This is a genomic window from Okeania sp. SIO1H4 (assembly GCF_010672695.1).
Taxonomy (GTDB): domain Bacteria; phylum Cyanobacteriota; class Cyanobacteriia; order Cyanobacteriales; family Microcoleaceae; genus Okeania; species Okeania hirsuta.
The window spans coordinates 1-16,759 of sequence record NZ_JAAHGB010000106.1; the positions used below are offsets into that span (position 1 = coordinate 1).

At 38.2% G+C, this 16,759-nt stretch carries 4 protein-coding genes; all 4 read left to right on the plus strand.

Annotated elements, in window-relative coordinates; all coding sequences use genetic code 11:
* Positions 1-3,032: SDR family NAD(P)-dependent oxidoreductase (locus tag F6K06_RS31345; RefSeq protein ID WP_287244630.1), on the plus strand; the 3,032-nt coding region annotated here is incomplete at its 5' end.
* Positions 3,033-3,039: 7 nt separating this feature from the next.
* Entirely contained in the window at positions 3,040-9,099 is a 6,060-nt protein-coding gene (locus tag F6K06_RS31350; protein ID WP_287244633.1) for a type I polyketide synthase, read from the plus strand.
* Between the two features lie 12 nt (positions 9,100-9,111).
* The gene (locus F6K06_RS31355; RefSeq protein ID WP_287244636.1) at positions 9,112-14,820 is read left to right on the plus strand and encodes a type I polyketide synthase; all 5,709 of its coding nucleotides are present in this window, start codon (positions 9,112-9,114) and stop codon (positions 14,818-14,820) included.
* A partial coding sequence (locus F6K06_RS31360; protein WP_287244638.1) for a type I polyketide synthase occupies positions 14,817-16,759 on the plus strand: 1,943 nt, incomplete at its 3' end. The genes F6K06_RS31355 and F6K06_RS31360, both read left to right, overlap by 4 nt.

Sequence of the window (16,759 nt, forward strand, 5' to 3'; positions counted from 1 at the left end):
CATCTTTGCGTGAAGAAGTAGGTGCATGGGAACAGATGCTGTGTAGTTTAGGAAAATTGTATGTACAGGGGGTGGATATAGATTGGTTAGGGTTTGAGGGAGATGATCGACGAAATAAAGTAGTGTTACCCACTTATCCTTTTCAAAGACAAAGTTATTGGATAGAAAGTCTGGAAATTTCAAAACCTATAGTTATTGACTATTACGATGAACTGATTAATTTTGAAAAGGAAGATGAAGAAATAATTTTAAATTATGCTCCTTTGCCACAAATTATTCCTGGTTTCTCTTGGCTTATAGAAATATCAGAAAAAAAACATGATAATCTTCTTAAAATTGCTCAACAAGAAATAAGAAGAATAGCTTATGAAAAAATAGACTTTAATTGTTGTAAAAAAGTTCTTGATTTTGGTTGTGGCCATGGCACAGATTTGATCGATTTGGCGAAGAATCACGAAAATATGAAGCTTTGTGGTTACACAATATCAAAGGAGCAAGTTGAGCTAGCACATAAAAAAATAAATAGACTGAATTTGCAAGATAGAGTACAAATTTTTAATCGTAATAGTTCACATGATGAATTTCCAGATAATTACGATATGATTTATGGTTTTGAAGTAGCTTGTCATGTCAAAAATAAAGAGGGATTATTTACCAACATTGGTAATCATCTAAATCAAGATGGTCATTTAGTTTTATCCGATTTTATCTCTAGTGGCTCTTTTTCTATTGACTATGATGCTCACTCTTCTTATTTAATTCCCAAAAAGGAATGGCTTAATTTGCTATCAAACAATAATCTTCAGATTGTAGATTATGTAGATATTAGTCAGGAAATTGCCAATGGGTTATACGATCCGAACTTTGAAAATAATCTAGAATATGTATGTAAAAAATTTAATTTCAGCGAAAATACTAAAGTAGGTTTTAAATCCTATGATAATTTGTACAAGATGCTTCGTAGGGGGCTAGTAAGCTATGTAATTTTGAGTGCAAAAAAACAAAATAACTTGCCAGTAAATGAAATTTATCAGTGGAATCAAGAAAAACTCAATGCACCACTATATTATTCTGATGTCTCATTACAGCAACTTTTTTATGGAGTGGAATGGCAAAATCAAATCCCTAAAGACAAATATTTAATTAAAAAAAGTATCCCAGCTACAGAAAAAGGAACTTGGTTGATCTTTAGCGATCTGGGTGGTGTTGGCCTACAACTGAGAAAAATAATAGAAGAAAGTGGCGATCGCTGCGTTATGATTTTTCCTGGTCAAACTTGCAAAAAACAAGGGAGGGAAAGCTGGGAAATTAACCCATCTGAACAAGATGATTTTGAGTTTTTATGCCACGAAATAGTGGCAACTAACTCAGATTCTTGGAAAGGAATAGTTCATTTGTGGAGCCTAGAGTCTTCCCCATCGGTAGAACTGACAACCTCTAGTTTGGAGCAAGCACAAAGATTAGGTTGCGGCAGTATGCTACATTTAACACAAGTTTTGGTAAGAAATTTTAAATCTATTTCGCCTCAACTGTGGCTAATTACTAGAGGATCTCAACCTGTAATATCTCAAACAAAAGAATTAGCAGTTGCTCAAACTCCGCTCTGGGGACTAGGGAAAGTAATTTCTCTAGAATATCCTCAATTATGGGGGGGTTTAATAGACTTAGATCCGAAAATATCTGAAAATGAAGCAGAAATACTCTGGCAAAATATAACAGGTACTCAACAAGAAGCACAGATCGCCTTTCGTTCAGGGAAAACCTATGTAGCTCGTTTAGTCAAAAAATTACTGCCAAAATTCCAACCCGTTTCATTTGATGGTAAAGGAACTTATTTAATTACTGGAGGACTAGGTAGTCTAGGTTTACAAGCAGCACAATGGTTAGTCTCTCAGCAAGCTAAGTATTTAGTTTTAATGAGTAGAGGTAAACCAAATGAATTAGCACAAGCAACTATTTCTAACTTAGAACAACGAGGAACAAAAATAATTATAGCTGAAGCAGATGTATCTAAGAAGGAAGACTTAGTGAGAGTTATGGAACAGATGAAAAAGTCCATGCCTCCTCTTAAAGGGGTGATTCATGCTGCTGGAGTTGTAAAAGTTCAACCTTTTGAGGAAATAAAACTCAATCATTTAGAAGCAATACTTCGTCCCAAGGTAATAGGGGGATGGTTACTGCATCAGTTAACTCAAGATCGAGAAATAGACTTTTTTGTCAATTTCTCTTCTATCGCAGCAGTTTGGGGTTCAGTCGATCAAGCTCATTATGCTGCTGCCAACCATTTTTTGGATGGGTTAAGCCATTATCGTCAAGCTATAGGACTACCAAGTAATAGCATTAATTGGGGACCATGGGCAGGAGGAGGAATGGCAGATACAGAAAGATTGAATTGGTTAAGCAAGATAGGTATTAAGTCTTTAGCTCCACAAAAAGGTATAGCTGCTTTAAGCGAACTGTTGGCAACCAATAACCCTCAAACAGTAGTAGCAGATATTGATTGGGCTTTATTTAAACAATTTTATGAAGTAGAACAAAAACGGTTATTTCTAGAAAAAATAGATTCTTATTCAAAGACAGAGAATGTAGAGCGAGTTTCGGAACAAACTTCAGAGATTATGAAAAAACTTAATGAAGCACAAAAAAACAAGCGTCAACAGGTTCTGAGTTATTATCTTCAAATTGAAATAGGTAAACTGCTAGGATTTTCTCATTCTCTACTTCCAGAATTAGACTTAGGATTATTTGACATGGGAATGAATTCTTTAAGTCTAGTTGAATTAAGAAATTTGTTGAATTATAGCTTGAATTGTTCTATTAGTACAGCCACATTATTTGATATTTCTAATATTCAAGAACTTTCTAAATACTTAATCAAGAAACTTTTTTCAGAAGAGCAAGAATCAGAAGATAAATTTGACAAAATTCAAAATGAACATCTGCCAAATATAGGTAATTTGGAATACAAAGAAAAAATTAATGATGAAATTGCTGAAGAATTAGAAAAAATTCAAATTTTAATACAGGAGTAAAAATAAAATGTCTGAAATAAGGAATAAAAATTTTTCATCTGAACAGTTACTTCAAGTTTTGAAGGAAATGCGAATTAAGCTTGAAGCTGCAAATAAGACAAAAACAGAACCAATTGCTATCGTTGGCATGAGTTGCCGATTTCCAGGTGGGGCTGATAACTTATCTGCATATTGGCAGTTATTACAGGATGGTACAGATGCCATAACCAAGATACCATCTCAACGATGGGATGCTGATATATACTACGATCAAAATCCAGAAATTGGAGGAAAAGCCTACACAAAAGAAGGAGGATTTCTGGAGCAAGTTGACCAGTTTGACCCTGATTTTTTTGGTATTTGTCCTCGGGAAGCAGTTAGTTTAGATCCTCAGCAAAGAATGCTTTTAGAGGTTTCATGGGAGGCACTAGAAAATTCTGGACAAACATGGGCTAACTTGAGACAAAGTAAAACAGGCGTGTTTATGGGTCTTTGTACAGATGACTATGCCCAACTAAATATGCAAAATCAAGATAATGGGGATGCTTACTCAACTTTAGGTGTATGTCGAAGTATGGGTACAGGACGTATTGCTCATTTACTTGGTTTACAAGGACCTAACATTCAGTTAGACACAGCTTGTTCAAGCTCTCTTGTTGCACTCCATCTAGCTTGCCAGAGCCTTCGTTTATGTGAAAGCAATTTAGCATTAGCAGGTGGTGTAAATCTTCTTTTATCTCCTAGAGGTACAATTAGTCGTTGCCGACTGAAAGCACTATCTCCTGATGGTCGTTGTAAAACTTTTGATGCTTCTGCCAACGGTTATGGGCAAGGAGAAGGTTGTGGTGTTGTTGTCTTGAAGCGTTTGTCCGATGCCATTAATGATGGTGATTTAGTGTTAGCAATAATTAGAGGTTCAGCAATAAACCATAATGGACCTAGTAATGGTTTGACAGTCCCTAGTAGAATAGCTCAGAAAAAAGTAATTGAAGAAGCTCTGGCAAACGCAAAATTAGAACCTCATCAGGTAAGTTATGTTGAAGCTCATGGGAGTGGAACTTCTTTAGGAGATCCAATAGAAATAGAAGCTTTAGATACTGTATATGGTAAAGAACGTCCTGTTGATAAGCCATTATTAGTAGGTTCGGTAAAAACTAATTTTGGGCATTTAGAAGCAGCAGCAGGTATATCATCTTTGATAAAAGTGGTTTTAGCACTTCAACATCAAGAAATCCCGCCTCATTTACACTTTAATCAACCAAATCCTCACATTGCTTGGGATGAATTAGCTATAAAAATTCCTGTCTCATTAGTACCTTGGTCTTGTGAAGGAAAACCCAGAATAGCTGGGATTAGTTCTTTTGGAATGAGTGGCACTAATGTTCATTTAATTCTAGAAGAAGCACCAAGAGAATTTACAATTGAGAAAATTCATTCCCATCATAGTTCTTTTAAGCGTCCTTCAAATTTATTAACATTATCAGCTAAGACCGAAGTTGCTCTGACAGAGTTAGCCATTCGCTATCAACATCATCTAGAAACTCATCCTGAACTAGACTTAGCAGATATATGTTATACAGCTAATACTGGGCGAGTACACTTTAACCATCGTCTAGCTATTATCGCCTCTGAAAAACAAGAATTAGCAGATAAATTAGCACAAATTAGTGTAGCAGAAGAATCATTAGATGTATTTTCTGGAAAACTCTCTAGTAATTGTCAATCACCAAAAAAAGCTTTCCTATTTACAGGACAGGGCTCCCAATATCTGAATATGGGAAGAGAGTTATATCAAACTCAGCCACTATTTCGCCAAACCGTTGACCAATGCTCCCAGCTCTTGCAACCATATTTAGAACATCCCCTACTTTCTGTAATTTATCCAGATACACAAACAACAGAAAACATTGATTTAATCGACCAAACCGCCTACACTCAACCAGCCTTATTTGCCATAGAATACGCCTTAGCTAAACTCTGGCAATCATGGGGAATAGAACCAGATATACTCATGGGACATAGTGTGGGAGAATATGTAGCAGCAACTGTCGCTGGAGTCTTTAGTTTAGAAGATGGCTTAAAACTGATAGCTCATAGAGGTAGGTTAATGCAGCAGTTACCCGCTGGAGGTAAGATGTTATCAGTAATAGTATCAGAACAGAAAATCAATCAAATAATTGCCCCCTACAAAGACAAAATAGCAATAGCAGCAATCAATGGAGCAGAAAGTATAGTAATTTCAGGTGTAGCAGAAGTAGTTGGCACAATCAAAGAAAGATTAGAAGCAGAAGGAATCAAGACTAAACAACTACAAGTATCTCATGCCTTCCATTCACCATTAATGGAACCAATATTAGCAGAATTTGAAGGGATAGCTTCAGAAGTTACCTACAATCAACCGAAGATACCACTGATATCGAATCTCACAGGAACCATAGCAGATGAGAATATTGCCACAGCAAATTATTGGGTAAATCATATTCGTCAAAGTGTGAAATTTGCCCAAAGTATGAAAACCTTGCATCAAGAAGGTTATTCTATCTTCTTAGAAATCGGACCGAAACCCACTTTGTTAGGCATGGTCAGGCAGTGTTTGCCAGAAGATGTAGGAGTTTGGTTACCATCCCTAAGACCAAATCAATCAGACTGGCAGCAAATGCTACAAAGTTTGGCGGAACTATATGTACAAGGAGTGGATATAGATTGGTTAAGGTTTGATCAAGATTATTCACGAAACAAAGTGATGTTGCCTACTTATCCATTCCAACGACAACGTTATTGGATAGAAAAAAGCAAAAATGGAAATCAAAGCTCATTGACAGAAAATAGTAATACCACGATCGTTAACCTACTGAGTCAGGGAAAAATAGATACTTTAGCCCAAGAACTAGAAAAAGTTGGCAATCTTTCCCAAGGTGAAATAGATTTATTACCTAAACTGCTAGACTTACTATCTAAACAGCATCAACAACAACTAGAAACAGTCAGCATCAAAGATTGGTTTTATCAAGTCGAATGGAGAAAAACAGCTATTTTCAGTCAGCTACAGTCTCCAGATTATCTACCAACACCTCCAGAAGTTGAAAAACAATTAACTTCTACTCTGAAAGAATTAGTAACTGGGTTAGATAACGATCGCTCAGAGCAAATCCAAACTTGCTTAGAAGAGTTAAGTATAGACTATATAGTGCAAGCATTACAGGAAATGAGTTGGCCTTATGAACCAACGGATAGTTTTTCGATTGATTCTGCAGCTTCTCGTCTAGGTATAGTCAAGAGTCAGCGACAACTATTTAACAGGATGTTGCAAATTCTGGCATCTGTGGGAATTGTGCAGTCAACTCAACAGCAATGGCAGGTATTACAAACTTTGGAGAAAGTTGACCCTAGTGAAAAAAGCCAGAAGTTGCTGAGTCAGTATCCCGATGAAGAAGCTGCATTAATACTGCTTCATCGTTGTGCATCACAACTGAGCGGGGTATTGCGAGGTGCAGTCGATCCAGTGCAATTAGTGTTTCCTGAAGGAGACCTAACTACAGCTACTAGACTTTATCAAGAGTCACCAGCAGCGAAAGTGATGAACACCATAGTGGAAAAAGCGATCGCCAAAGCAATAGAGAAATTACCACAACACCGTGGGCTAAGAATATTGGAAATTGGAGCTGGAACAGGAGGTACAACCAGCTATATTCTACCTCATTTGCCACCTACGCAAACGGAATATGTATTCAGCGATCTGGGAACGCTGTTCACTACTAAAGCGAAACAGAAGTTCCAAGAATATCCATTTGTACAGTATCAAACTTTGGATATAGAAGTAGAACCAGTAAACCAAGGATTTGAACCTCACCAGTATGATGTGGTTATAGCTGCTAATGTCCTTCATGCTACTGCCAATATCAAGCAAACATTATCCCATGTGAAAAAACTCTTGATGCCAGGAGGAATGTTGTTATTGTTGGAAGGAACAACTCCCCAGAAGTGGATAGATTTAATCTTCGGATTATTAGAAGGATGGTGGAAATTCCAAGATTATGAGTTACGACCAGACTATCCTCTGTTGTCCCGAAGCAAATGGAAGCAAGTGCTTAGTGAAACTGGTTTTACTCAACAAGTAGTAGCACTACCAGATATTGAGGGAATGGCAGAATGTTTGTCTCGGCAGTCAGTAATTGTTGCGGAAGCTGACGAAACAACAGTGGAAGTCAAATCACGGACACCTAAGAATTGGTTGATACTAGCAGATACTCAGGGAGTAGCGCAACAGTTAGCTAATCAAATGCGCTCAGTAGGAGAACAGTGTACTTTAGTATTTGTCGGAGAAAAATATCAACAACTGGCATCAGAAGAGTTTACGATTAACCCCCATAACCCAGAAGAATTCGAGGAACTGATAGCAAATGTAGCAGCAGACTCAAATTCAACATTATATGGAGTAGTGCAATGTTGGACAACAGAAGCATTTGTAGGGAAAGAAATTAGCTTTCTGGAGTTAGAAAATTTATCTCAACTGGGTTGTGGTACGACATTATCAGTTGTACAAGCTCTAGTTAAATCTAGTTTATCTCAACCACCTCGTTTATGGTTAGTGACTTCAGGAACGCAACCTGTACCGGAAAGTAATCCGGCAATTCCTGGGCTTGCACAATCTGCGGTGTGGGGAATGGGGAAAGTGATTAACTTAGAACACCCAGAATTATCCTGTATGCAAATTGATTTAGACCCAACAGAAACAATAGAGCATCAAGCATGGGAACTGTTCGATGAAATTTGGTCTGATGATAGAGAAAACCAGGTAGCATGGCGAGGAAACAGTCGTTATGTAGCTAGATTAGTGCGCAGCAGTGATCAGCAAACAGAAGTGCCTCTGAATTTCCGGGAAAACGCTTCCTACTTGATTACAGGAGGTATGGGAGGTTTGGGCTTACTGGTAGCCCGTTGGATGGTCTCCAGAGGAGCCAATAATTTAGTTTTACTGGGACGTCGTTCTCCTGACAACGCTATCCTCGAAAAATTAACTGAGTTGGAACAAGCTGGTGCCCAAGTAGTAGTGGAAAAGGCTGATGTGTCGGAATGGGATGCCATGGAGCGGGTATTTGAGAACATTAACCAATCTACCTTCCCACTAGCAGGAGTAATTCATTCAGCAGGAGTTTTATCTGATGGAACGCTACCCAACCAGAGTTGGTCAAGTTTTGAAAAAGTGATGTCTCCAAAAGTTCAGGGTGGTTGGCATTTGCATCAATTGACAAAAAATTTGCAATTAGACTTTTTTGTATTGTTTTCTTCAATGGCATCTATTTTGGGCGCACCAGGTCAGGGAAATCATTCAGCAGCCAATAGTTTTTTGGATGGTCTGGCTCATTATCGTCGAAGTATGGGATTGCCAGGATTGAGCTTGAATTTTGGGGCAGTGTCTCAAATAGGAGAAGCAGCAGAACGTGGAGCAGATGTCAGAGCGCAGCAGCAGGGTTTAGGTGCAATGACACCAGAGCAGGTACTAGAATCCCTAGAGTTAGTGATGAGTGGTTCAGATGTGGAAGTAGGGATAGCACCCATAGATTGGTCCGTGTGGCAAGAACGAATCGACAAATGGCCTTTGCTAGCAGATTGGAAAGAAATTACCAGTAGTATTGCCCAAGAATCAAAATCTGATTTTCTACAGCATTTAGAGGCAGCAACGGTATCCGAAAAACGAGATTTATTAGTCAGTCTGGTTAGAACTCAAGTAGCTAAGGTACTAGGTATGAATAATGAGAAATCAATAGGTTTAGATGAAGGATTTTTTGATTTAGGGATGGATTCATTAACATCTGTAGAATTGAGGAATAAATTACAAACAATTTTAGAGTGTTCAATTCCATTCACCCTAGCTTTTGACTATCCAACAATGGGAGAGCTGATAGATTACTTAGCTCAACAGCTACTAGAAAAAACAGACAGTTCAGATACTTCAATCACTAAACCAATAGAAAGTAATAAGAATAAAAAACAAGAAGATTCGTTTGCTAAGACAAAAGAGCTTTCAGAAGAGCAATTAGAAGAATTAATTAACCAAAAACTCAAATCATTAATAATTAATAAATGAGGTATAAAAATAATGAAAACTTTATCAAAGAATATTGAAGAACTAACTCCTTTGCAAAGAGCATTTTTGGTAATTGAAGAATTGCAATCAAAGATAGATGCATTGGAGAAATTGCCAAAAGAACCAATAGCAATCATTGGTATTGGTTGTCGCTACCCCGGAGGAGCATCTACTCCAGAAACCTTCTGGAATCTTTTGCAACAGGGAGTAGATGCTATTACTGAAATCCCCAAGGACAGATGGAATATTGATGATTACTACGATCCAGATCCAGAAACTCCAGGTAAAATATATACCCGTTATGGTGGCTTTATCGGGCAACTACAAGAATTCGATTCTTCTTTCTTTGGTATTTCTGCTAAGGAAGCAAATTATCTCGATCCTCAACAACGTCTGCTTTTGGAGGTGGTTTGGGAGTCTTTAGAGAATGCTGCGGTGAATCCACAAAAACTAGCTAAAACTCAGACAGGTGTTTTTCTTGGTATTGGAGGTAGTGATTATACTCAAATAGCTAGCTGCGATCTCGAAAAAATTAATGCTTATTTTGCTAGTGGAAATACTCAGAGTACTGCATCAGGGAGAGTTTCCTACATTTTAGGTACGACTGGACCGAACCTGGCAGTGGATACAGCTTGTTCTTCTTCTTTAGTGAGCTTCCATCTTGCTTGTTCTAGTCTGAGGAATCAAGAGAGTGATTTAGCTCTAGCAGGAGGAGTAAATAGAATAATTGCACCATTAATCCATATTAATCATTCAAGATCTCGTATGCTTTCTGCAGATGGTCGATGCAAGACTTTTGATGCCTCTGCTGATGGATTTGTTCGCAGTGAGGGATGTGGCATAGTAGTGCTCAAGCGACTATCTGACGCAGTAGCTGATGGAGATAATATTCTGGCGATAGTTCGTGGCACTGCAATCAACCAAGATGGTCATACCAGTGGCTTAACAGTTCCTAATGGTCTGTCTCAACAAGCAGTCATCCGTAAAGCATTAAAAAACGGGGGAGTAGAGCCAGCTCACGTGAGCTATGTGGAAGCTCATGGTACGGGAACATCTTTAGGAGATCCGATTGAAGTGGGAGCTTTGGCAGCAGTATTTGGGGAAACTCACTCTCAAGAGCAACCGTTGATAATTGGTTCACTTAAGACAAATATTGGTCATACCGAAGCTGCAGCTGGAATCGCAGGTTTAATCAAAGTTGTATTGCAAATGCAACATAAACAGATTGCACCTCATCTGCATTTCAACCTACCTAGTCCTTATATTAATTGGTCAGAATTCCCGGCTCATGTGCCTACTCAGGTGATTCCTTGGCAAGTAGGAGAAAAAAGTAGAGTTGCAGGAGTCAGTTCCTTTGGCTTTAGTGGAACAAACGCCCATGTCGTATTGGAAGAAGCTCCAGCGGAAGAGAAAACAGAAGAGATATTAGAACTTCCAGTGCAACTATTAACCCTCTCAGCTAAAACAGATTCAGCTCTCACGGAATTAGTAGCTCGTTATATTAGACATCTAGAAACTCATAAAGAACAAACCCTAGCAGATATTTGTTACACAGCCCAAACTGGTAGAGCACATTTCCATCACTGCCTCGCAGTAGTAGGGACAAACAAAGAAGAACTAGCAGCCAAACTACAACAATATCAAGCAGGAAAAGAAACTGCTTTCTTATATTCCCAAGCCAACTCTCCCAGCAGCAGTACTCCCAAAATCGCCTTTCTGTTTACAGGTCAAGGGTCTCAATATATCAACATGGGAAGGAAACTCTACGACCAGGCACCAGTCTTCCGTGAAAGCATAGATCGATGTAGTGAAATCCTCAATAGTCAACTAGAAAATCCTCTATTAGAAATTCTCTACCCTCAAACAAATGTTGATAGCAAACCATCACTACTAGACCAAACAGTCTACACCCAACCAGCACTATTTGCCATTGAATACGCCCTCGCCAAACTCTGGCAATCATGGGGCATTAAACCAGATGTAGTCATGGGTCACAGTCTAGGAGAATATGTAGCAGCAACAGTAGCCGGAATCTGGAGCTTAGAAGCAGCCCTCAAGCTAGTAACAGCCAGAGCGAAATTAATACAAAAATTGCCGAAAGGTGGAGAAATGGTGTCAGTAATGGCATCAATAGACAAAGTAATAGCAACGGTCAACCCACACAAAGAAAAAGTAGGAATAGCAGCAATAAATGGACCAGCAAGTGTAGTCATATCAGGGTCTTCATTAGAAGTCAACCAGATAGTATATAAGTTAGAATCACAAGGAATCAAAACAAAAAAATTAATTGTATCCCATGCTTTCCATTCACCATTAATGGAACCCATACTAGGAGATATAGAAACACTAGTCAATCAAGTCAAAATAAATCAACCTCAAATACCAATTATATCTAACCTCACAGGTACAATAGCAGACAACAGAATCACCAGTGCCAAATATTGGGTAGACCATACACGGCAACCAGTAAAATTTGCCTCAGCAATAGAGAATTTGCACAAAAGTGGGTATGAAATCTGCCTCGAAATTGGACCGAAACCAATTTTATTAGGAATGGCACGTCAATGTTTACCAGAATCAAGAGGTGTATGGTTGCCATCATTACGCCCGGGAGTAGATGAATGGCAGTCAATGCTCTCAAGTGTAGGACAACTATATGTACAAGAAATCAAAATAGATTGGTTACAACTGGGGAATAAGTTGAGAAAAAAGAAAGTAGTCTTGCCAAATTATCCATTCCAAAGGCAACGCTATTGGATAAGTAATACTGCGAAAAAAGACAAAGGTTTAAATCAAGAAGCGAAACTACATCCTCTGGTTCATAAAAAATTACAATCTCCTTTATGCCCGCAAATCTTTTTTGAATCTTGTTTTAGTACATCATTATTACCCTTTCTTTTAGACCACCGTATTTATCAAGAAGTAGTAGTCCCAGGAGCTTGTCACATTTCTACTTTATTAACTACTGCTTCTTTTCTCTTTTCCAATCAACAATGCAAATTGGAAGATATTTTCTTTCCTCAAGCTCTAGCACTTAACGAAAAAGCAGAGAGAACCTTACAAGTTGTTTTGACTCCAGAAAAAATGGGTTATTCTTTGGAGGTTATTAGCTTTGAACCAAGTCTAAACGATCAGATAGATAGTAATTTTGCTGGAAGTGAAAGGAATGATAATTGGTCTATTCATGCTCAAGGTAAAATCCTTCCCAGCACAGAGATAAGCCCCAGTACTTCTTTAGAGAAATTTCAAACTTGCTGTACTCAACCTATTGATAACAAACAAATTTACGAAGCCCTTGCTCAGAGAAAAATTGAACTGGGAAATACATTTCGCTGGTTTAAGCAGATTTGGAAAGGAGAAGGAGAAATTTTAGGACTGCTTCAAGTTCCAGAGGTGCTTCAAGATGTCCAGGAGTATCAACTTCATCCTACTTTAATTGATTCAATTTTTCAACTATTAGGAGGAGCTATAGACGATCAATTAGATCGAGATTATGAAACTTTTGTTCCTTTTAGGATAGGAGAGTTTATTTTTTATGATGTTCCCGATAGTAATCAGGTTTGGTGTCACGCTGATTTAAAAAAGAATGAGGGAACTTCCTTGGAATCTTTTAAAGCTAATATTGAGTTGTTTACTGCATCAGGAAAAATATTAGCAAAAGTAATTGACTTTGAAGTGAGGAAAGCTAATCAAAAAGTATTACTTCAAACTCTGCAATCAGATATTAAGGATTGGCTTTATCAAATCAATTGGCAGCCTAAATCTCTAGAAATTAAACAAGAAGCTTTTTCTACAACTCATAGAAAGAAAAGACTGATATTTGTTGCCTCAGTGAGGGTAGAAGAAGAAGTGATGTTAGCTATGGAAGAACAACTGCAACAGAAGGATTGTGTATTTATCTTTCCATCATCAGGTTATCAAAAGCTAGATGAGCAACACTATCAAATTGATCCCAGTCAAGTTCAAGATTTTCAACGCCTACTGCAAGATGCTTCAAACATAGATGAGATTATTTATCTCTGGACTGTATTGCCAAGCCATGAACCTTCAAATTTAGAAAAAGTAGAGAAGGCTCAAAATTTATGTTTACAGAGCTTGCTTTATCTAGTACAGGCACTTACTGCTAGTAGTAACAACAATCTGCCATCCTTGTGGTTAGTAACTATGGGAACCCAAAATGTCCTTGAAGCGAGGGAGGTAGTACAACCAGAATTGGCCACTTTGTGGGGATTAGGAAGAGTACTTGCTCTTGAGCATCCCGAAATAGATTGTCGATTAGTTGACTTGGAGTACGGTAGTGAAGAAAATATTCATGATATCTTAAAACCCTTAATTCAGGAACTTTTATCTCCTGAGAGGGAAAACCAAATCGCTTATCGTCAAGAATTACGTTATGTATCTCGCCTAGTCAAGCAACCAAAACGCCAAGAGCAGCAGGCAAATGGGAATTTAGAGCCACAGTTGCCACAAGAAAACTCAAAGAGAATCTTTCTCGAACCAAACGCAAGTTATCTAATCGTGGGAGGATTAGGAGATTTAGGCTTAGAAACAGCTTCTTGGTTAGCAAACAATGGAGCTAAACATCTTGTTCTAGTTAGTCGTAAGCAACCGTCCTCCAATGTTAGAGAAAAAATTGAGAAATTAGAGACTACAGGAGTAGAAGTGCGAGTAGTTAATGGCGACATTTCTAAGGAAGAGGATGTTGCCAAAATAATTGAACAGTTTCAAGAGAATCATCAATTAGACAACTCTTTTTCCTCTCCAAAGTTGCCACCCCTAAAAGGAGTAATTCATGCTGCTGGAGTATTGGAAGATGGTATGGTTTCAGACCTGAATTGGAACCAATTTACCAAAGTTATGAAGCCAAAAATACAGGGTAGTTGGCATCTCCATCAACTCACTCAGCATATACCTCTCGACTTTTTTGTTTACTTTTCTTCCGCAGCATCTTTGCTAGGGAATCTAGGCCAAGCAAATTATGCTGCTGCTAATGCTTTTATGGATGCTTTAGCCCATTATCGCAGAGGAATGGGATTACCTGCATTAAGCATTAATTGGGGGCCATGGAGCCAAGAAGGAATGGCTTCTCGCCTGAACAGTCATCACCAACAGAGAATGAGATCTCAAGGTATAACTCCCCTTAATAATGAAGAAGGATTACAGGCTTTAACAGAATTATTGACTAATCAAGCTATCCAAGTAGGAGTATTTCCTATCAATTGGTCTAGATTTATTTCTCAAATGCACGATGAAGCCTTCTGGCCTTTGCTAGAAGAAATTAAGTCCCTTGTACAATTATCATCGCCAAAATCTACTTTTCTTATGGAATTAAAAGAAAAACCAATTAAGCAATGGCAAAATTTATTAGTTACTTATGTTTGTCAGCAAGTAGCTCAAGTGATGGGATTAGATAATTGGGAGCAAATTGGCTTACAACAGGGACTTTTTGACTTAGGTCTAGATTCTTTAATGGCAATGGATTTAAGGAATAGTTTGCAAAGGAACTTAGATCATGCCTTTACCTCTACTTTTATTTTCAATTACCCAACAGTGGAAAAGATTGTTAATTACATAATGAAAGAGGTTTTATTATACTCTGATGAAGTAGGAGAATCTGTTCTAGAAGTAGACAATCTAAATGAACAATTGGAGAATGTATCTAAAGATGAAATTTTAGAACTGCTTTCTGATGAACTTAGCTTGGAGGATGGGTGCAAATGAATAGTAATATTACACCTAAAATAGACGAAATTCAATTAATGAAGAAGGCGTTAATTGAATTACGTAAAACAAAAGCAAACCTGCAAACTTTACAAAATGCTCAAACTGATCCCATAGCAATTATCGGAGTTGGATGTCGATTTCCAGGTGGGGGTGATTCTCCTGATGCTTTCTGGAAAGTTTTAGAGAATGGGGTTGATGCCGTTCAAGAAGTCCCCCATGATCGTTGGGATATTAATGCCTATTACGATTCAGATCCTGAACGCCCAGGTAAAATGTACAGTCGTTATGGCAATTTCTTGCAACAAGTTGATCGTTTCGATGCAAGTTTTTTCGGCATTTCTCCTAGAGAAGCGTCTTGGATGGATCCCCAACAAAGGCTTTTATTAGAAGTTATCTGGGAAAGTCTTGAATATTCTGGTTTATCTGCCAGTGATTTAATTGGCAGCCAAACAGGTGTATTTGTGGGAATGATGACTCAAGATTATGCCCAATTAATCCAAAATGCTGGAAAAATTGAACCTTTCTTCGCTAGCGATGCCAGTACAGCAGCAGGAAGATTAGCTTACTTTTTAGGGATACATGGACCTACCCTTACAGTCGAAACGGCTTGTTCATCCTCTTTAGTTGCTTGTCATTTAGCATGTCAAAGTTTGCGTGGTCAAGAATGTAATTTGGCTTTGGTAGGGGGAGTGAATCTTATCCTGACACCGCTAGCTAGTTTGTTAGAATCTCGGGCTCAAATGAATTCTGTTGATGGTCGTTGTAAAACCTTTGATGCATCGGCTGATGGTTATGGAAGAGGAGAAGGATGTGGAGTAGTCGTACTCAAACGTTTATCAGATGCTCGTAGAGATGGTGACAATATTTTGGCTCTAATTCGAGGTTCTGCTGTTAACCATGATGGACCTAGTAGTGGTTTAACTGTACCCTATGGACCAGCTCAAGAACAGGTGATTCGCCAAGCATTGAAAAATGCTCAGTCTGAGCCAGAATTAGTGGATTACATTGAGTGCCATGGAACAGGAACACCTTTGGGAGATCCCATAGAGGTAGAAGCATTAACAAATATTTACGGCTCTTCTCGACTTTCAGACCATCCTTTAGTTCTTGGAAGTGTGAAAACAAATATAGGTCATACTGAAGGAGCCGCAGGAATTGCTGGTTTAATTAAGGTTGTATTGAGTCTATGTCAGAAAAAGATTCCTGCTCATTTACACTTGAAAAAGCCTAATCCTAGAATTCCTTGGTCTGAAATTCCTGTAGTTGTGCCTCAAGAATCAATAGTCTGGAACTCAGAAGAAAAAAGAAGGTTAGCAGGCATTAGCTCTTTTGGTATTAGTGGAACTAATGTCCACATGATAGTAGAAGAAGGATTTTTCCCAGAAAATAGCAAAAAGCTGAAAGATGAAAAGGATAACTGGCAAGAGTATCTCTCATATTTATTAACATTATCAGCTAAGACAGAAGTTGCTCTGACAGAGTTAGTCATTTGCTATCAACATCATCTAGAAACTCATCCTGAATTAGACTTAGCAGATATATGTTATACAGCTAATACTGGGCGAGTACACTTTAACCATCGTCTAGCTATTATCGCCTCTGAAAAACAAGAATTAGCAGATAAATTAGCACAAATTAGTGTAGCAGAAGAATCATTAGATGTATTTTCTGGAAAACTCTCTAGTAATTGTCAATCACCAAAAAAAGCTTTCCTATTTACAGGACAGGGCTCCCAATATCTGAATATGGGAAGAGAGTTATATCAAACTCAGCCACTATTTCGCCAAACCGTTGACCAATGCTCCCAGCTCTTGCAACCATATTTAGAACATCCCCTACTTTCTGTAATTTATCCAGATACACAAACAACAGAAAACATTGATTTAATCGACCAAACCGCCTACACTCAACCAGCCTTATTTGCCATAGAATACGC